Origin of the sequence: Spirosoma sordidisoli (assembly GCF_004138325.1) — a bacterium.
GTDB lineage: Bacteria > Bacteroidota > Bacteroidia > Cytophagales > Spirosomataceae > Spirosoma > Spirosoma sordidisoli.
Genome location: NZ_SBLB01000001.1, coordinates 1546695 through 1564591, shown reverse-complemented (window position 1 = coordinate 1564591; position 17897 = coordinate 1546695). Strand labels below are relative to the sequence as shown.

Sequence of the window (17897 nt, the reverse complement as noted above, 5' to 3'; positions counted from 1 at the left end):
TTTTACCGCAACATCCGCAAGCATGATCGTAGTCCGATTGGTAGTGGTGCTGATACTGGTCAGCGCAGGCTGTGCGACAAAGAAGCCGGCTCAACCCGTTATGAAAGGCAGTGAAGAATTGTACGCCCATCGGTGGAACCTGACCGAACTCAATGGCCGGGCGGTTACTCCCCCCGAACCCGAACGCCGGGCCCACCTGCTGTTTACGCCGGGTCAGGTCAACAAAGTAAGTGGCTCCGGCGGCTGCAACCGAATTACGGGAACGTACGAACTGTCGGGCAGCAACCGCATTACGTTTGCTCCGCTGGCTACGACCCGCATGGCCTGCCCCGATATGGAAACCGAGAGCCAGTTCCTGAAGGCCCTCGCGCAGGCTACCAAGTACTCCCTGGCCGATAATTACCTGCTGCTCAGCAGCGATACGGTGCTCCTTGCCCGCTTTACGGCCGCGCCCGCCCGCTAGGGACGGCTGCCGGTTGCTTTCCCTGCTTTTTTGTACTCGTCGCTACCCATGAAAAACGTATCCGATCAGGAATTGGTCGACCTGTATCTGCAAACAGGTCATAACCTTTATTTTGCCGAAATTTATACCCGACATTACCAGCGCGTTTACCACCGCTGCCTGATGTATACCGAAAGTCATGCCGACGCGCAGGACTTTGCCCAGGAGATTTTCATGCGCCTGAGCCGTAAACTCAACGGCTACAAAGGTGAAGCGCTGCTCTCGACCTGGCTCCATACCATGACGGTCAACTACTGCATCGACCAGCTCCGCCGGAAACAGCGCATCCGCCAGCATATCCACAACTACGCCCGCGAATGCGCCGAACCGGACGATTTTTCGGGCGATACCGAAGACCGGCGGGTGCTGCTGGCCAACCGGGTGCTGGCCCAGCTGAACCAGCGTCAGCGCGATCTGCTGCTGATCAAGTACGAACAGGGAAATAAACTGAAAGAGATGGCCCTGGATCGCGACACCACCGCCAGCGCGGTAAAAATGCGGGTCAAGCGCGCCCGCGACCGCGCCCGGATTCTGTATGATCAGATTGTTGAAAAAGAAGGCCGGCGCTAGAGAAGGCTGGTGCATTGGATTGATTTTTGATCAAAAACCCGACGAGGTATGTAATTGGCTGGCGCTTTTCCGTAAGTTTGAGAACATACTAATTCTCTATGCTTACTCGTCAATACTTGCCCCTCGTAACTAATTTCTTCCTGTCTGCATGTGTGGCTGCCGGTTTGGCCGCCTGCCAGTCCAAAGGCTCTGACACGAACGAAGCCGCCACAACCGACCGGCCGGTGGCTGAAGCCGAGGCTAAACCGGCTGCCCCTGCGGCCAGTCCGGCACCCGACCCAACCGCCATTCCGGCGAGTAAAATTGCCGATGCGGCTACCATTCTGGCGCGGCCTCAGGTACCTATCCTCTGCTACCACCAGATTCGCGACTGGCGGCCCAAGGATTCCAAAACGGCCCGGGATTACATTATCCCAACGGCGGCTTTTCGGGAGCAGATGCAGATGCTGGCCGATAGTGGCTACCATACCATTTTGCCCGATCAGCTCTACGCGTACCTGACTACGGGGGCTCCCCTGCCCCCCAAACCGGTCATGCTTACCTTCGACGATGGCGACCTCGATCAGTACGAGACGGCCACGCCCATCCTGGAAAAACACGGCTTCAAAGGCACGTTCTTTATCATGACGGTAGCCATTGGCCGGCGGGGTAAGCAGCCCTATATGGACAAAACCCAGATCAAAGACCTGTCGGATCGCGGTCACGTGATCGGCGCCCATACCTGGGACCACCATAACGTGAAGAAATACCAGGGCGACGACTGGAAAACCCAGATCGACGAACCCAATGCCAAACTACAAAGCATCACGGGTAAACCCGTTCGGTACTTTGCCTACCCGTTCGGGCTCTGGAACAAAGCCGCCCTGCCCGAACTGCAGAAGCGGGGCTACGCAGCCGCCTTTACCCTGGCCGACAAACGCGACGATCAGATGCCGCTCTATACCGTTCGGCGGATCATTGCCGGTGGACAGTGGAGCGCCCGCACCCTGCACCGGAATATGGTCGGGAGTTTTGATTGATTTAATTTGGAATAATTCTAAAGTACGTAGACCTTTGCCCGTAATGCGGGTAAGTGCCCGCCTGTTACTGACAAGGCCGGGTGCTTACCCGCATGATAGTTTATGAGAAAAACGTTCGGCAAACTTCACCTGTGGCTTGGACTGGTATCGGGCCTGATCGTGTTCGTTAGTAGTGTAACAGGTTGTCTGTTCGTTTTTGAGGAAGAAGTACAGGCGCTGATTCACCGGGATCAGCTGTTTGTGGAGCCGCGCACCAGTCCGATGCTGACCGTTGGGCAGGTGGCTGATGTGGTCCGGCGCGACGTTCCAAAGGCGAAGCTGCAGCGTATTTTCCGGCGCCACGAGGCTGACCGGTCCTACCAGGTACTCCTGAAAGACAAGCGGCTCGTCAGTGTACATCCCTATACCGGCTCGGTACTCGGCATACGCGACCTGAAACGCGATTTTTTCGCCATCGACCGCGAGATTCATACGACGCTGATGATGGGAAAAACGGGCAGCTACATTATCGGTACGGCCGCGCTGATCTACCTGTTCATGATGGTATCGGGCCTGGTTATGTGGTGGCCCCAGACGAAGCGGATGATCCGGTCGAAGTTCACCGTAAAGTGGGACGCCCGCTGGCCTAAAGTCAACTACGACTGGCACAGTGTGGGTGGATTTTACCTAACCTGGCTGCTGCTTCTCATTCCTATGACAGGGCTGATCTGGTCGTTCGAGTGGTGGGAAAACGGCCTGTATGCCCTCACCGGTTCGCCCGCCCGAGACCGTGCCAAAGTACAGTCGGTCTACCGCCCCGACGCTCGTCCGGCCTCGGTCGATCGGGCCTACGCGCAGGTTGTGGCGCTGGAGCCGAACGCGTTTGAGTCATATGTCATTTTTCCGGCCGATTCGGTAGGGGCGTTGCGGGTGCAGGTCCGGTACGACGAAGGGTCATTTTACCGGAAATACACCATCTACAACTTCGACCAGTATACCGGCGCGGTGCTGAAAGGAAAACGGTACCAGGATTTTTCGCGGGGCGACCGGGCGCGCGGGGCGGCTTATGATATTCATACGGGGGGCTGGTTGGGCTTGCCGGGCAAATTTCTGGCGTTTATGGTGAGCCTGTTCTCGGCGTCGCTCCCCGTGTCGGGCTTCCTGATCTGGTGGAACAAACGGAAGCTGGCCCGAAAAGCGGCTGCCAAACCCGTCCGTAAACCCGCGTCGGCACGTGTACCCGCCTGATCCGATTAGGACGATTCCGGCAAGAAATTGCAGTCAATTCTAAATATCGGGGCGATTGGCGCGGGCCGAAAACTTTCGGCCCGGTGGTGGGTTAAGCTTGCCATATCTCCATCGAATTGTATGAGCAGCCACATTCGCTTAGCCCTGGACTGGACACCAAATACCAACCATACCGGATTTTACGTAGCCCTGGCCCGGGGCGATTACGAACGGGCTGGTCTGACAGTCGAGATCAGCACCCCCGATCAGGATAAGTACCAGACAACTCCCGCCAAACGGGTAGCACAGGGGGAAGCCGATCTGGCCATCACCCCATCCGAAAGTATTTTCAGTTATCAGGCCAACGGGGTTCCGCTGGTAGCCGTAGCCGCCGTGCTGGCCCGCGATGCCAGCGCCGTTGTTACGTTGCGCCAGAGCGGTATCACCCGCCCCCGGCAGCTCGACGGCAAGGTCTACGCATCCTATGCTGCCCGCTACGAAGACGACATTATCCGGCAGATGATTCAGAACGACGGCGGCAATGGCCAGTTCATCTCACACCAGCCCGCCCGGCTCGACATCTGGAACTCGCTGCTGACGGGCGAGGCCGACGCAACCTGGATTTTTCTGCCCTGGGAGGGTGTAGAGGCCGATATTCGCGGTATCGAGCTGAACCAGTTCCTGCTCGACGACTATGAGATTCCCTACGGCTACAGCCCCGTACTGGCTGCTAACCGCGACTGGGCCGAGCAAAACGCCGACATGCTGCATCGGTTCCTGACGGCTACAGCCGCCGGATTCCGGTTTGCGGTCGACAACCCCGACGAAGCGGCCCGGCTCCTGATCGACAGCTCGAAACACCCGACCCTGACTAATCGCAACTTCGTGGAACAGAGCCAGCTGTCGGCTTCCGGATATTATCTCGATGCCGATGGGCACTGGGGCTATATGCACCGCAACGTCTGGGCTTCGTTTGCCAACTGGCTCATCCGGAACCACCTGCTGACCGATGCCGATGGCGAACTGATTCAGCGCGTGGATGCGGCTACCTTGTTTACCAATGCGTATCTGGAAGGCGTTCCCGAAGCCGTAAAGCTCTAGAGGATGCTGGTCGTACTGGCTGATAACCAACGAGTCGCGAACGTAACCTCACCCGCCGATGGTCGACATCGATTCCGTTACGGTGTCGCGCCGGGATTCGGCTTCGAAGCCGTTGGCGGGGCGGTGGGAGAACGCCTGTAAGAAGGCCGCCGTTAGTTCGGCGTCGGTAGCTCCGCTGCGGAGCAGAGCCCGGGCGTCGAGAACGCCATTGTCGTACAGGCAGGTTTTCAGCGTACCCTGGGCCGTCAGGCGGATGCGGTTGCAGGTGCCGCAAAACGTTCGGCTAAAGGCCGCAATTACCCCGATCGTGCCCTGATGACCGGGAATCTGGTAGGTGCTGGCCGTTGAGAAGGGCGCATCGGGCAGGCGTTGCAGGTCCGGAAAATGATCCCGGAGGTGATCGACAATACGCCGGTGGGTCCAGTGGAGCACCGGATAGTGGCTGCCTTCGCCGTTGAACGGCATTTCTTCGATGAACCGCACATCGACGGGCAGCTGACGGGTCAGTTCGGCTAGGGGAATGATGTCCTGCGTATTTTGCCCGTCCATCACGACCGCATTGAGTTTGGTTTGTATACCAGCTTCCAGCAGCGCATCCAGCGTATGCAGCACGGCGGGCAGTTCATCGCGCCGGGTAATCTGGTGGAACCGCTCCCGGTCGAGGGTATCGATACTGAGGTTGACCGATTTCACCCCCAGCGCAGCCAGGGCCGTCACGTGCGGGGCAGTAAGCACGCCGTTCGTCGTCATCGACAGATCGGTCAGGCCCGGCACCTCGGCCAACTGGTGCATGAACGTCATCAGCCCCGACCGGACAAACGGCTCTCCGCCCGTAATCCGAACCTTGCTGACACCCAGCCGAGCCAGTACCCGCACCAGCCGTTCCATTTCTTCGTAGGTCAGCAATTGCTGTTTGGGCAGGTACCTGATCCCTTCTTCGGGCATGCAATAGAAGCACCGCAGATTGCAGCGGTCCGTTACGGCAAGCCGGAGGTAGGTGATGGGGCGGTTATGGTTATCGACAATCATACGTACGAGCTTAACACAAAGCTACCGATTTTGATTGCAGCTTCCAGTAATTGGCCGATATTGATCATCGGAATCTATAATCTACCGAAAAGACAGAGAGTTTCCTGCCGAGACTCTTGCTTTTGTTTATCATTAATGCTTACTTTTGAGGTCTACTTTTTCTGGGAATAGTGAAGAAACTTGTATCGATCGGTCTTTTCGGCTTGCTCCTCTACCACACCCTGGCCTATGTGCTGGTGGCTGTGGGGGCGTGGTGGCAGGCGGAGCATGATCTGTCGAAAGAGTTGCTCGTCTACCGCTCCGTCGACAGCATCGTTGAATTCCAGGTTCCGATGGGCGACACCCGGAAGGCGGTTGCCCTGACCCGTACCACCTCCGAAGGCTTTACCTACAAAGGTCATTATTACGATGTTGTCAGCATGGAGGTGCGGGGCGACCGGCTTCACATTGCCGCCCTCGAGACCGAGAACCGTTCGTTTTGGAGCAGTGATCTGCTCTCGTTCCTGAACGATCACGTGAGCGGAACCAGTAACTCCCGCCAGAAAGCCAGTCAGTTACTGAAGCTTCTTCTGAAAGAATACTCGCCCGTTCCGCGGGTTCGTTTCAATTTTCTACTTCCCCACTGGCACGATGTGATCCGGATTCCCGATGTGGTCTTCGTGTTTGCCTCCCGCGCGCTGCCGATCCATTCTCCCCCGCCCGAAAGCTGAGATGCTTTTGTAGTACTGCCTGTCGATAGTAAAGCGTCCCGTACGGGCTCGCTTTTCGTGCCGCGTGCATCAGCCAATCGCCTGAACTGGTTTTTATTGATCCGCCTGTTTCGTGCCGGGTGGCTTTTGGAGCTGACTGTTCAGCCGGAAAGCGCTGGTATAAACAGTCTGTCTGACTCGTACCGTTTCGTGAAGCGCAGCTTTTCGACCTAACGCGTACGCAGACACAACATGGTCAATAACATACCAGGCTCGCGTCTGCTGATCTACGGCTATCGACCAGGCCATTTGTTTATTCTTCCATCTCAGCTATTCGTTTCCATGAAACCGATTTATACCATCGTGTTGGCAACTGCCTGCACCTTATTTTCTACTGCCATCGCCCAGGCGCAGGGCTGTGTGGCGGTTCGTCATATGAGCTGCGCGGCTCCGGCGGGTACCAACTCCGCCGATTTCTTCAAACAACGTACCGGCCACTGGCAGGTCTCGGCCGGGTACCGCTTCTTTCGGTCGTACAAACACTTTGTGGGCGACGAGGAACAGAAGCAACGCGTTGAGCAGGGCACCGAGGTTATCAACGTATCGCACGCCCTCGACCTGGGCATCACCTACATGCCTGCGCTGCGGTGGTCGGTATCGGTCAACCTGCCGGTGCAGACCAACGATCGCTCCTCGCTGTATGAACACTACGGCAACAGCCTGACCGCTAACCCGGCGCAGAAACGCTTCGCTACCGGCTCGAAAGGCATCGGCGATCTGCGGCTGTCGGGGAGCTACTGGCTGGCCAATCCGGCGAGTCTGCCCAAAGCCAACCTGGCCGTCGGGCTGGGCGTGAAGCTGCCAACCGGTAACTACCGCGCTACGGATAGTTTTCATAAACTCAACAAAGAAGGGCAGGATTATACCATTACCCTGCCCGTCGATCAATCGATTCAACTCGGCGACGGGGGCGTGGGCGCCAGTGTCGAACTGCAGGGATACTGGCAGCTGACTGGCGGACTAACAGCCTATGGGAACGGATTTTACCTGTTCAACCCCCGCGAAACCAACGGCGTTCGGCGCAACCCGCTGGCTACGACCATCGACCTCGTGGCGGGTGAGTTTTCGGTCCCCGATCAGTTTGCGGCCCGCATAGGGCTGAGTCAGTCTGTTTCAGCCATACCGGGCCTGGCGGTGATGCTGGGTGGCCGGGTCGAAGGCGTTCCCGCTATCGACGCTTTTGGCGGGAGCAGCGGCTTCCGGCGGCCGGGTTATATCGTATCCGTTGAGCCGGGTTTAGCCTATATGCGCCACAAAACGTCAGCCGCCCTCACGGTGCCGGTTGCGCTGTACCGCAACCGGATCAAAAGCTACGCCGACCGGCTCGACCCCACCGGTCTGCGGCACGGCGATGCGGCCTTTGCCGATTACCTGATTTCGTTCACCGTATCCCGCTGGTTCTAAACGGGCCTTATGGCTTTGCCTGTACTATGAAACGAATTGCTTGTCTGATACTAGTCGCTTTGCTATCGCTGCTGAGCGCACCCCTCCGGGCGCAAATGCCCCACGATGCCATTTACATGCCCCGGAAAACCGTTTGTATTGCCGGTATGTACGGAGAAAGTACCTGGACCGACTACTGGGAAGGGACGCTCAAACGGGAAAACCTGAATATTGGTCGCCATACCACCCGTACGGCCGCCATCATGCCCGCTATCGGGATCAGTAACCGGGTCAACCTGATTCTGAACCTGCCCTACGTCTGGACCAGTACCAGCGCGGGTAACCTTATGGGCCAGAAGGGTTTTCAGGATCTGTCGGCCTGGCTGAAACTGAAGGCGTTCGACTACAAAGGCTTATCGGTCAACCCCATCGTGGGTGGGTCAATACCGGTTGGTAACTACGTACCCGACTTTCTGCCGATGTCGATCGGGCTGCAGGCGCGTACGGTTACGGGGCGGCTCCTGCTCAACTACACCCACCCGCATACGGGCCTGTACGTAACCACGCATGGCTCGTACATCTGGCGAAGCACAATTCGGATCGACCGCGACGCCTACCAGGCCGACAACCGGGTATACAATACCGACGAGGTCAGCGTGCCGAATGCGTACGATGCGGCTGTTCGGCTGGGCGTGGTGCGCCGGGCCTGGCAGACGGAGGTGTTTGCCGAGCGGTTTGCCTGTGTCAATGGCGACAATATTCGCCGGAACGACATGCCTTTCCCGACCAACAACATGCAGATGACGCAGGTGGGCTGGTACGGTAAAATTCAGCCGCGCAACATCGGCCTGAACGCGCGGGTGGCCTACGTCACCGACGGGCTGAACGCTGGCCAAAGTACCAGCTACATGCTCGGTCTCCTTTTTCAGCTGAACGGTAAGTAATTAACAGTAGCCATCATGAAATTCAATACGCGTACTATACTGATAGCCGCTTTGTCGGTACTGGGCCTGTCGGCGGTGCTGACGTCCTGCGATAAAACCATTGAAGAACCGCAGCGGGTGGCCTATAGCCCGGCCGATGTCGATGCCAAAGCGGGTAGCTGGAAAACATACATCCTGACCGCTCCGACCGACGTTACCGTGGCAGCTCCGGCGTCTACCTCGTCGGCGGCCTATCTGGCCGAGCTGAATGATCTGAAGACCAAATCGGCCAGCCTGACCCGCGAGCAGCAGGAAGCGGTCGTGTACTGGGGCGCCGGGGCGGTGTACCGCTGGAACGAGATAGCCCGCGAGCTAGCGGCCCGATACAACGTGCCACCTGCGTCGAACGCCGACGGTAAGTACCCCGTTCCTGACGCAGCCAATCCGCTGGCCGATCCGAAGTTTCCGTTTGCCAACCCGCCCTATACCGCCCGCGCCCTGGCGTATCTGAGCGTGGCCCAATACGATGCGCTGGTAGCAACCTGGCACTACAAATACGCTTTCAAACGGGCGGCTCCCTCCAAAACAGACGCTTCGGTGCGGGTAGCCCTGCCGGTATCGGCCCTGCCTACCTACCCGTCTGAAGATGCGGTTGTGGCGACGGCGTCCTATACTATTCTGAAGGCTATGTTTCCGGGCGAAGGGCCGTTTCTGGACGCGAAGCTGGCCGAACACCGCGAGAGTCGGCTCTGGGCCGGGATGAACGTACCGAGCGACCTGGCCGCCGGGGCTGACCTCGGCAGCCAGGTGGGTGCTAAGGTAATGGCCCGCGCCCGGACCGATGGCATGAGTGCGTCGAATAACCAGACCGTAACGGCTGCGATGATCGAAGCAGCCAAAGCCCGTGGTCTGGCCGACATCTGGGTCAGTCAGGAGTCTCCGGCCCGGCCTCCCATGCTGCCTAACTACGGAGCGGTATCGCTCTGGAACTTTGACCGCGCCACACTGGTGAAGCTACGGCCCGGCCCGGCTCCGCTGCCGGGCAGCGACCAGTTTAAGAAAGAACTGGCCGAGCTACAGGCTATTCAGAAAAACCAGACGCGTGAGCAGGCCCGCATTGCCAACTTCTGGGCCGACGGAGCCGGGAGTTATACCCCGCCCGGCCACTGGGCCCGTACCGCTGCCGATGCCGCCCACGAAGCGCGCTTCAGCGAGGTGCGTATGGCCCGAACGCTGGCGCTGGTCAGTACGGCGCTTCAGGATGCCGGCGTGTGCTGCTGGGAAACCAAGTTCTATTATTATACCCCCCGGCCGCAGCAGTTTGGCGTGAAAACGTCGGTGGGCTTGCCCAACTTCCCCAGCTATACCTCGGGCCACTCGACCTTTTCGGGGGCTGCGGCTGCGGTGCTATCGTACGTATTTCCCGAGCGGACCAACGAGTTCATGGCCAAAGCGCAGGAAGCCTCCGTATCGCGTATTTATGGGATGATCCATTTCCGGTCCGACTGCGAGTCGGGGCTGGTCTGCGGCAAAAATATCGGTGCCTATGCCGTATCGCGCGGTAAGGCCGATGGATCAGGACTATAATACTCTTGACATGTCGTACTGGCTTTGTCGACTGACGGGGCTGATTCCGGTGGTTATGGCTGTATGGCAGCCATCCACCGGAACGGCGCAGTCTGTCACACACAGCGCCGAAGCGGATTCGCTCCCCGTGCGAACGCTTCAGTCGATCGATATACGGGCATCGAGGGCTGTTATGATCCGGTCCTTACCAACCGTACAGGGCACATTTCTGATGGCTGGTAAACGGAGTGCGCTGATTCCGGTTGCCCATCTGGACGTGAACGTTGTTGAGAAAAACGCCCGGCAGATGCTGGGCCGGGTGCCGGGCTTGTTCGTCTATGATATGGACGGTACCGGTAATCAGATCAACGTAGCAACCCGTGGCCTCGACCCCCACCGGTCGTGGGAGAATAATATCCGCCAGAATGGTGTGCTGACTAATTCGGATATGTATGCGTATCCGGCCAGTCATTATTCGCCCCCCGGTGAGAGCCTGGAACAGATTGAATGGGTCAGCGGATCGGCCTCGCTGCAGTACGGCGCTCAGTTTGGCGGTATGCTAAACTATGTGACCAAACAAGCCGACACTACCCGTCGATTCGGTTTCGAGACCATTGGGTCGCTGGGCTCGTTTGGCCTCCGAAGTAGCTATAACGCGGTAGGTGGCCGAATCGGTAAGCTGACCTACTATGGGTATGCGTACTGGCGCCATTCGGACGGATACCGGGCCAGCAGCCGGTCAGATGCGCAGGCCCAGCTGATGCGGCTCAGTTACCAGCTGACGCCCGGGCTGACCATTACCGCCGAAGCTGGCCGCTCGGCTTATGTGTATCAGATTCCCGGTCCGCTGACCGACTCCATGTTCAGGGCCGATCCCCGACAGGCTACCCGTAGCCGGAACTATTTCAACCCCGATATCTGGGTGCCGTCGGTACGGGTAGACTGGCAGCTGGATAATCGGACGCGGCTTCAGTGGACAACCTCGGCCGTTCTTGGTCAGCGGAACAGCGTTCAGCTCGATGCGTTTGCCACGGTGCCCGATGCCGTTGATCCCGCAACCGGACAGTACAAACCCCGGCAGGTAGATGTAGATCAGTTTAACAGCTATACGTCGGAGGTTCGTCTGTTGCGGCAGCTGAGCGTGGCGGGTATAACGAGCACCGTGGTGCTGGGCGGGCAGTTTATGCATAACGACCTGCACCGGCAACAGCTGGGTAAAGGAACGACCGGCTCGGCCTATGACTTGACGTTGACGGCCCCCTTTGGCCGCGACTTGTGGTATCGTACGCGCAACGGTGCTCTTTTTGCCGAAGCGCAGGTTCGGCTGGGTTCCCGGCTGACGATCTCGCCCGGTATCCGTATGGAACAGGGGCTGACCCGTATGCGCGGTACCATCAGCTATTACGACCCCGGCGACCTACCGACCGATATTGCGCATCGCTTTGCCTTACCGGGCTTCAGTGCGCAGTACCAGCTTACCCGGCAGTTGCGGCTCTACGGTGGTTGGACGCGCGCTTACCGACCCGTTATTTTTAAGGATATTATTCCGGCATCGGTCTACGAACGGGTCGATAAAAATCTACAGGATGCGCTCGGTCATACGGCCGAACTGGGGCTGGAAGGCTACTGGAGCAACGTTCATCTAAACCTGACGCTGTTCGACCTGTTGTACCGCAATCGGCTGGGAAGTCTGGTTCAGGTCGGTGTCGATGGGGCGTCGTATATTCTGCGAACAAACATCGGCGATAGCCGCAGCCAGGGTATCGAAGCGCTGGCAGAAGCGGTTTTGTGGCAGAGCCGTCGGCTGACCCTGAGTATGTTCAGTGCATCGGCGTTTATCGATGCCCGCTACGTGAACGCGGTTATTAGTGCGGGTACCGACAACCGGGACCTTACCGGAAACCGGGTCGAGTCGGCTCCCCGCTGGACATCGCGCAACGGGCTGACAATTCGCTACGGCAAGGCCAGCCTGACAGCGCAGTATAGTTACGTGGGGCCTACGTTTTCCGATGCGCTGAACAGCCCCGAACCTTCGGCCAACGGAGCCAGAGGCCCAGTGCCGGGCTATAGCCTGCTGGATCTGAATGCCAGCTGGCGGATTCGGCCGTGGCTGACGTGGCGCGGTAGCCTGAACAACCTGCTTGATCAGGCGTACTTCACAAAGCGGCCCACGTTTTATCCCGGTCCTGGTATATGGCCGTCGGATGGGCGTAGCGGAGTTATTACGCTGAGTATCCGATTGTAATTTTGACGCTAAGGCGAGTAGGGTGGTAGGGCTGGTGACCTATTTTTGCGGCAGGTGCCCGCCTGCCACCCTATTCTCATTCCTATGACCTGTACCTTTACAGCCCTGCTCCAGCGATTCGAGCAGAAAGGCGAAAAAACCGGCTGGACCTATATCGAGATTCCCAGCCACGTATCGGACGCCCTCAGCCCGGGCCAGCGAACCTCGTTTCGGGTGAAGGGCACACTCGACGCCCTGGCCATCAAGTTCGTGGCCCTGCTGCCAATGGGGCAGGCCGGCGGTGCCGATAGCGCCTTTATCATGCCCGTCAACGCCGACATGCGACGCGGTATCCGAAAGGAAGAAGGCGCTACCGTACGGGTAGAGCTGGCGCTGGATACCGACTCGATGCCGCTCTCGCCCGACCTGCTGGCTTGCCTGGACGATGAGCCGGCCGCCCTGGCGTTCTTCAACACCTTACCCAAAGGCCACCAGACGTATTTCAGCAACTGGATCGAGGATGCTAAAACTATTGATACCAAGACCAAACGCATCACCCAGGCCGTAACGGGCCTGTCGATGGGGCTGGGCTACGGCGAGATGGTCCGGTATTTCAAGAAGCTACGCAACGACTGATCAATGGAGGTGCTTACCCCAGGTCTGTAGCGCATCGGCCGGCCACAAGGTCGGGAAGAACATACGCTGCTGCTGAGCCGGTGGCAGGTATGTTTGCCAGTTGGTGCCGCCCGTAGCCCGAATGTCGTCGGGGGCTTTCTGCAGGTACTGCACCGCCGACCGCAGGTGAGCCAGTTTCCAGCGGACGTTTACGCGCTGGTCGTACTCGCGCAGGGCCGACCGCAGCTCGTCAGTGGCACCGCCGGCCTGCTCCAGATCGAGCAGCCGCTGGTTCAGGTTTCTCGGCTGATAGGCCTCGGCCAGCCGGATGAGCCGACCGCTGTACTGTTGATCGAACTGTTTCAGCGTCAGGGTCTTTTGGTGCGTAGCCAGTTCGGTAGCGCCCCGTTTCCAATAAATGGCGTCATACTGCTCGCTGATGGTAGTAGCGCGGGCGGGTGGGTCGATGAGCAGGTTTGGGAAGGTGGTCGATACGATCTCGATCTCGCGGAACTGAACCGACTGAAACCCGCTCGAGGGCAGCAGGGCCATGCGGAATTTCAGAAACTGCTCGCGCTCCATGCCCGTAATCATCACCCCAAACGATTCTTCGAGCAGGCCGAAATAGCGGTTGATGCGCTGGATACGCGCCGTAAAAAAGTCAGCCGTCAGCGGGGCGGCATCGGCAATCTGCTCAATCTCGTGCAGGATCAACTTGAAATACAGTTCGGTAATCTGGTGGTAGGTCACGAAGATCAGCTCATCCGGATAGGCCGTTTTGGGGTTTTGCAGCGACAGCAGCGTGTCGAGGTGGATGTAATCCCAGTAGGTTAGGTAATCGGCCTGGAGGAGGCCTTCGAGGTAGGCGCTCATGTCCTGCCCCATGGCCGCAAATTTTTGCTCCAGCTGCGTGAGTTTATCGGATAAGGAATCGTGCATAAGGGTCAGATCAAGGATTGGTTTAGGCCACAAAGGTCGTCAGTCCCGAACTTCTTTGCGACGGTTGCGTCAACCTTTGCGTTCTTTGCAGTTAAAATTCTAACGTATGACTGTCGAAAACAAAACCATCATTCTGTCGGGGGCCTCGCGCGGTATTGGCCGGGCCACGGCGCTGCTGCTCGCTAAAAACGGCGCTAACGTCGTCGTAACCGCCCGCAATGCCGATGACCTGAAAACGCTGGAAGCCGAACATGCCAATATTGTTGCCGTTGCCGGCGATGTAGCCAGCGAGGCCGACATGGCCGCCGTTGTACAAACCGCCCTCGACCGGTTCGGCCGGATCGATGTGGTGATCAACAATGCCGGATACGGCGTCTTCAAAAACGTGGATGAGCTGACGGTTGAGGAGTGGGATGCGCTGATGGCCACCAACGTAAAAGGCACGTTTGTACTGACCAAAGCGGCCCTGCCCACGCTGAAGGCGCAGGGGTCGGGTCATATCGTCATTGTGGCTTCCGATGTGGCCAAGCGGACCTTTGCGGGTGGATCGCTGTATACGGCCAGCAAATACGCGCAGGAAGCGTTCATGGGTGCGCTGCGGAAGGAAGTTCGTCCATTTGGTATCAAAGTGTCGGGAGTATATTCGGGCCTGGTCGATTCGCACTTCCACGCCAAAGGCCACGGCCACGAAACCTCGACCAACTGGCTCAAAAACGAAGACATGGCCGAGTCGATGCTATTCATCATCAGCCGCCCCGCCCACGTCGTGATCGACGAGTTCATGGTTCACCCCCTGGAGCAGGAGTATTAGGTGACCGACCGTATCCGCAGGGGAGCAGAGCGAGGTGGCATGCCGTTGGGTCGTGCCACCTCGCTCCGTTTTACGGCTGAGTCGTCAAAAAAAGTCATTCTGTTTTCCGGGAAAAATAAGCGGCTGAAGTATAGTTAGTTATGGTCTGATTCTGCTTTAGAATAGCAGCCGGGTCTGATCGGGTAGGCGCGAATTGTTGACAGAGGGTGTGAGATTCCGGGCGGCCCGGGCGTTGTCTATACAAACCAATACATCAGCAATGAGAGTTATTGTCGTTCTGCTTCTTACCCTTTTTTGTGGTCAACTTCAGGCGCAGTCAGCCTCCGAAAGGCCTCCGGTACGCCGGTATTTCGGGCTTCATTTCGATTTCCACGCCGGCTCCGGCGATTCGCTGATTGGCCGAAATCTCTCCGAAAAAAAGATCGATTCACTGTTGGCGGCCGTTAAGCCTGACTTCATCCAGGTCGATTGCAAGGGGCATCCCGGTATCAGCAGTTACCCCTCGCGGGTGGCTACAGCCTCGGTAGCGCCCCGTATTACCAACGACCCGCTGGCTTTTTACCGGGCCATCACTAAAAAACACGGCGTAGGCCTGTATCTGCATTATTCGGGCGTCTATGACGATGCCGTACTGGCCAAGTATCCCGGCTGGGCGGCCCGGAAAGCAGACGGCAGCACCGACCTGTCGAAAGCATCGGTCTATGGTCCCTACGCCGACTCGTTACTGATTCCGCAGCTCCGCGAACTGGCCGACTACGGAGCCGATGGCGTCTGGGTCGATGGCGAGTGCTGGGCCACAGTACCCGATTACTCGCCCGCTGCGCTCGACCGGTTCCGGACCACAACGGGGCTGCAATCCATTCCGCGTTCCAGCAACGACCCCGGCTACGATCTGTTTAAGAACATGGCCCGCGAGTCGTTTATCCAGTACATCGGACATTACGTCGACGAAGTACACCGCCATCGGCCCACGTTCCAGATTGCTTCCAACTGGGCCTACTCGTCCATGATGCCCGAACCCATCACGACCAATGTCGACTACCTCTCGGGCGATCTGACGCCGGGCAACAGCGTAAACTCGGCCGCCCTCGAAGGGCGTATCCTGGCCGCGCAGGGGCAGCTGTACAGGAAACCCTGGGATCTGATGTCGTGGGGATTCTGGTACGAATTTGGCCCGCCCCGGCAGGGTGATCAGAAAACGGCCGTTCACCTCATGCAGGAAGCGGCCGAAGTACTGTCGCTGGGGGGCGGGTTTCAGGCCTACTACCAGCAGCAGCGCGACGGCTCGCTGCCGCTGGGCGATCTGCCGGTCATGGCTGAGCTGGGCCGGTTTGTCAGAGCCCGGCAACCGTTCTGTCAGGGGAGCGTAGCGGTGCCGCAGGTGGCGCTGCTGTATTCGAATACCACGGTCAGAGCCACCAGCCAGTCGCTGTTTGGTGGCCAGACCCAGCGCATCAATGGCGTACTGACGGCACTGCTCGATGCGCAGCTACCGGTAGAGGTGCTGTCAGAGCATCATCTGCGCGGTCGTATGCAGCAGTACCCGGTCATTGTGCTGTCGCAGCAGGACTCGCTCGACCCGGCGTTTCGGAACGAGCTGCTTACCTACGCCGAACAGGGCGGTCATCTGCTCATCATCGGCGCTACCAATGCCCGTCAGTTTGCCGCTGAACTGGGCGTATTGCCAACGGGGCCGGTGCTGAACGGACCCCGGCGGGTGGAGGCCAGCGGACAGTCGGTGGTGCTGGCAGGTCCGTTTCTGCCCGTTCAGCTTACAGGAGCCCATACCCGGCCGGTTGCACAGCTCCACAGCTCGGCAACGGGTGGGTCGGTAACGAGCGTAGCGGCTACCGAAACGACGTTCGGGCAGGGGCGGATAACGGCCGTGTATGCCGACCTGAGCACCGACTACCGCACCCACCAGTCGACCAAACTGCGCGATTTTCTGGCGGGGCTGGCCCGGCCGCTGCTGCCGAACCCGATCGTGGAGGTGAGTGGGTCACGCCTGGTTCATGTGGTACCCAGCTGGCATACCAATCGGCTGACTATCAATCTGATCAATACCGGTGGCCGACATGCCGACCCCCGGGTGTTTACGTATGATGAAGTGCCGCCCCTGACGAACCTGACCGTTCGCGTACGCACCGACAAAAAGCCAAAGCGCATCGTACAGCAACCGGAAAACCGGTCACTGCCGATGCGCTATGCTCAGGGGGTAGCTACCGTTACGGTTCCGCAACTGACGCTACACTCCGTACTGGTTGTTGACTGACGGGCGTCCGTTACCTACTGGCTCCACTCGGTCGGGGTGCGGTCCCAGCGGTGGCCTTTCAGGGCGTTTACCAGCTCGGCCGGTAGAGCCTGTCCGTCACTGACGCCCGTGTTGGCTTCTACGTTGCGGAGCTGACGCATACCGGGAATGGTCGTGTGCACATCGGGATTGCTGAGGATGAATCGAAGCGCCATTTCGGGCATCGTCATACCGGCCGGAATCAGGGGCCGTAGGGCGTCGGCATGGTCAACGCTGCTGTTGAGGTTTTCGGGCACGAAGTAGGTTGACCGCCAGTCGTCGGCCGGGAAGGTCGTTTCTTTCGTAAAGGTGCCGGTCAGCGTACCTTCATCGAACGGGACGCGGGCAATAACGCCAAGGTTCAGTTCGCGGCAGAGTGGGAAGAGGTTATCTTCGGGGTTCTGGTCAAAAATATTGTAAATAACCTGTACCGCGTCGATAAGGCCAGTGCGGAGGCTGTTGAGGCAGTTGTCGGGTTCCCAGCGGTTCACCGAAATGCCCCACGCCCGCACCTTGCCCTGCTGGGTCAGCTGCTCTACGGCCCGCTGCCATTCGTCCTGGTTAGCCCAGGCGTCTTCCCAGACGTGGAACTGCTGCAGGTCTATCGTCTCGACGCCAAGGTTTTTCAAACTCTTTTCGGTGTAGTCGATGATGTGGCTGGCCGGGAACACGTCTTCCAGGGCGTATTCGGGTTTGGACGGCCATTTGAAGTTTTTGCCCGGAATCTTGGTGGCAACGTACAGTTGTTTGTCGCGGTTACGGGCCAGGAGGTCTTTCAGAATCTGTTCGCTCAGGCCGTTGCCATAGGCCCAGGCCGTATCGAAGAAGTTACAACCGCGTTCAACGGCGCGGTCGAGCGCCTGCTCGATCTGGGGGCGCTCGGAGCCGGTCCAGCCCGCCAGGCCCCACATGCCATAGCCAATTTCAGAAACTTGCCAGCCGGTGCGGCCGAATGTGCGATATTGCATAC

Annotated in this window: 16 protein-coding genes; 13 read left to right on the top strand and 3 right to left on the bottom strand. The window is 58.6% G+C overall.

The genetic code is table 11. From position 1 onward, the window contains the following. Window positions 1-22 precede the first annotated feature (22 nt). The 5 genes from EQG79_RS06705 (at window position 23) to EQG79_RS06685 (ending at window position 4398) form a co-directional block, all read left to right on the top strand. Window positions 23-463, top strand: a complete 441-nt coding sequence (locus EQG79_RS06705) for an META domain-containing protein (protein WP_077920860.1) — start codon at window positions 23-25, stop codon at window positions 461-463. 48 nt (window positions 464-511) lie between these two features. Then, a complete protein-coding gene (locus EQG79_RS06700; protein ID WP_129600823.1) occupies window positions 512-1072 on the top strand; it encodes an RNA polymerase sigma factor in 561 nt (186 codons plus the stop codon). Between the two features lie 98 nt (window positions 1073-1170). Further along, window positions 1171-2091, top strand: coding sequence for a polysaccharide deacetylase family protein (locus EQG79_RS06695; protein ID WP_077920862.1), 921 nt, complete (start codon window positions 1171-1173; stop codon window positions 2089-2091). A 102-nt stretch (window positions 2092-2193) separates the two neighbouring features. Then, window positions 2194-3318, top strand: a complete 1125-nt coding sequence (locus tag EQG79_RS06690) for a PepSY-associated TM helix domain-containing protein (protein WP_129600821.1) — start codon at window positions 2194-2196, stop codon at window positions 3316-3318. 120 nt (window positions 3319-3438) lie between these two features. Beyond that, window positions 3439-4398, top strand: coding sequence for an ABC transporter substrate-binding protein (locus tag EQG79_RS06685; protein ID WP_129600819.1), 960 nt, complete (start codon window positions 3439-3441; stop codon window positions 4396-4398). Between the two features lie 48 nt (window positions 4399-4446). Here the strand turns inward: EQG79_RS06685 and moaA are convergent, their stop codons facing one another. Further along, the gene (gene moaA / locus EQG79_RS06680) at window positions 4447-5427 is read right to left on the bottom strand and encodes a GTP 3',8-cyclase MoaA (protein WP_129600817.1); all 981 of its coding nucleotides are present in this window, start codon (window positions 5425-5427) and stop codon (window positions 4447-4449) included. Window positions 5428-5597: 170 nt separating this feature from the next. Here moaA and EQG79_RS06675 point away from each other — a divergent pair, with 170 nt between their 5' ends. The 6 genes from EQG79_RS06675 (at window position 5598) to EQG79_RS06650 (ending at window position 12908) form a co-directional block, all read left to right on the top strand. Next, on the top strand, window positions 5598-6137 hold the full coding sequence (locus tag EQG79_RS06675) for a hypothetical protein (protein ID WP_077920866.1): 540 nt from the start codon (window positions 5598-5600) through the stop codon (window positions 6135-6137). 321 nt (window positions 6138-6458) lie between these two features. Next, window positions 6459-7580 (top strand): hypothetical protein, encoded by a 1122-nt coding sequence (locus EQG79_RS06670; protein ID WP_129600815.1) that lies wholly within the window; start codon window positions 6459-6461, stop codon window positions 7578-7580. 26 nt (window positions 7581-7606) lie between these two features. Then, the gene (locus EQG79_RS06665) at window positions 7607-8503 is read left to right on the top strand and encodes a hypothetical protein (protein WP_077920867.1); all 897 of its coding nucleotides are present in this window, start codon (window positions 7607-7609) and stop codon (window positions 8501-8503) included. A gap of 15 nt (window positions 8504-8518) precedes the next feature. Continuing rightward, entirely contained in the window at window positions 8519-10069 is a 1551-nt protein-coding gene (locus tag EQG79_RS06660; protein ID WP_129600813.1) for a phosphatase PAP2 family protein, read from the top strand. 10 nt (window positions 10070-10079) lie between these two features. Further along, window positions 10080-12293, top strand: coding sequence for a TonB-dependent receptor family protein (locus EQG79_RS06655; RefSeq protein ID WP_129600811.1), 2214 nt, complete (start codon window positions 10080-10082; stop codon window positions 12291-12293). An 84-nt stretch (window positions 12294-12377) separates the two neighbouring features. Next, window positions 12378-12908 carry a YdeI/OmpD-associated family protein gene (locus EQG79_RS06650; RefSeq protein ID WP_077920869.1) on the top strand — a complete coding sequence of 177 codons (531 nt, stop codon included), beginning with the start codon at window positions 12378-12380 and terminating at the stop codon, window positions 12906-12908. On the opposite strand, the gene EQG79_RS06645 is transcribed toward EQG79_RS06650, so the two are convergent. Beyond that, window positions 12909-13826: a tryptophan 2,3-dioxygenase family protein gene (locus EQG79_RS06645; protein WP_129600808.1), complete on the bottom strand. Its 918-nt coding sequence runs from the start codon at window positions 13824-13826 to the stop codon at window positions 12909-12911. A 106-nt stretch (window positions 13827-13932) separates the two neighbouring features. Here EQG79_RS06645 and EQG79_RS06640 point away from each other — a divergent pair, with 106 nt between their 5' ends. Together EQG79_RS06640 and EQG79_RS06635 are read left to right on the top strand one after the other, a co-directional pair. Continuing rightward, the gene (locus EQG79_RS06640) at window positions 13933-14637 is read left to right on the top strand and encodes an SDR family oxidoreductase (RefSeq protein WP_077920871.1); all 705 of its coding nucleotides are present in this window, start codon (window positions 13933-13935) and stop codon (window positions 14635-14637) included. A gap of 259 nt (window positions 14638-14896) precedes the next feature. Further along, window positions 14897-16909 carry a type 1 glutamine amidotransferase family protein gene (locus tag EQG79_RS06635; protein ID WP_129600806.1) on the top strand — a complete coding sequence of 671 codons (2013 nt, stop codon included), beginning with the start codon at window positions 14897-14899 and terminating at the stop codon, window positions 16907-16909. Between the two features lie 14 nt (window positions 16910-16923). Here the strand turns inward: EQG79_RS06635 and EQG79_RS06630 are convergent, their stop codons facing one another. Further along, window positions 16924-17895, bottom strand: a complete 972-nt coding sequence (locus tag EQG79_RS06630) for an aldo/keto reductase (RefSeq protein WP_129600803.1) — start codon at window positions 17893-17895, stop codon at window positions 16924-16926. Window positions 17896-17897 lie beyond the last annotated feature (2 nt).

Excerpts from the sequence above, each read along its gene's own strand:
- EQG79_RS06685 (WP_129600819.1), top strand. The coding sequence starts at position 3,439 with ATGAGCAGCCACATTCGCTTAGCCCTGGACTGGACACCAAATACCAAC.
- EQG79_RS06630 (WP_129600803.1), bottom strand. The coding sequence starts at position 17,895 with ATGCAATATCGCACATTCGGCCGCACCGGCTGGCAAGTTTCTGAAATT.
- EQG79_RS06700 (WP_129600823.1), top strand. The coding sequence starts at position 512 with ATGAAAAACGTATCCGATCAGGAATTGGTCGACCTGTATCTGCAAACA.
- EQG79_RS06665 (WP_077920867.1), top strand. The coding sequence starts at position 7,607 with ATGAAACGAATTGCTTGTCTGATACTAGTCGCTTTGCTATCGCTGCTG.
- EQG79_RS06655 (WP_129600811.1), top strand. The coding sequence starts at position 10,080 with ATGTCGTACTGGCTTTGTCGACTGACGGGGCTGATTCCGGTGGTTATG.
- EQG79_RS06635 (WP_129600806.1), top strand. The coding sequence starts at position 14,897 with ATGAGAGTTATTGTCGTTCTGCTTCTTACCCTTTTTTGTGGTCAACTT.
- EQG79_RS06690 (WP_129600821.1), top strand. The coding sequence starts at position 2,194 with ATGAGAAAAACGTTCGGCAAACTTCACCTGTGGCTTGGACTGGTATCG.
- EQG79_RS06670 (WP_129600815.1), top strand. The coding sequence starts at position 6,459 with ATGAAACCGATTTATACCATCGTGTTGGCAACTGCCTGCACCTTATTT.
- EQG79_RS06645 (WP_129600808.1), bottom strand. The coding sequence starts at position 13,826 with ATGCACGATTCCTTATCCGATAAACTCACGCAGCTGGAGCAAAAATTT.
- EQG79_RS06660 (WP_129600813.1), top strand. The coding sequence starts at position 8,519 with ATGAAATTCAATACGCGTACTATACTGATAGCCGCTTTGTCGGTACTG.
- EQG79_RS06640 (WP_077920871.1), top strand. The coding sequence starts at position 13,933 with ATGACTGTCGAAAACAAAACCATCATTCTGTCGGGGGCCTCGCGCGGT.
- EQG79_RS06650 (WP_077920869.1), top strand. The coding sequence starts at position 12,378 with ATGACCTGTACCTTTACAGCCCTGCTCCAGCGATTCGAGCAGAAAGGC.
- moaA (WP_129600817.1), bottom strand. The coding sequence starts at position 5,427 with ATGATTGTCGATAACCATAACCGCCCCATCACCTACCTCCGGCTTGCC.
- EQG79_RS06695 (WP_077920862.1), top strand. The coding sequence starts at position 1,171 with ATGCTTACTCGTCAATACTTGCCCCTCGTAACTAATTTCTTCCTGTCT.
- EQG79_RS06705 (WP_077920860.1), top strand. The coding sequence starts at position 23 with ATGATCGTAGTCCGATTGGTAGTGGTGCTGATACTGGTCAGCGCAGGC.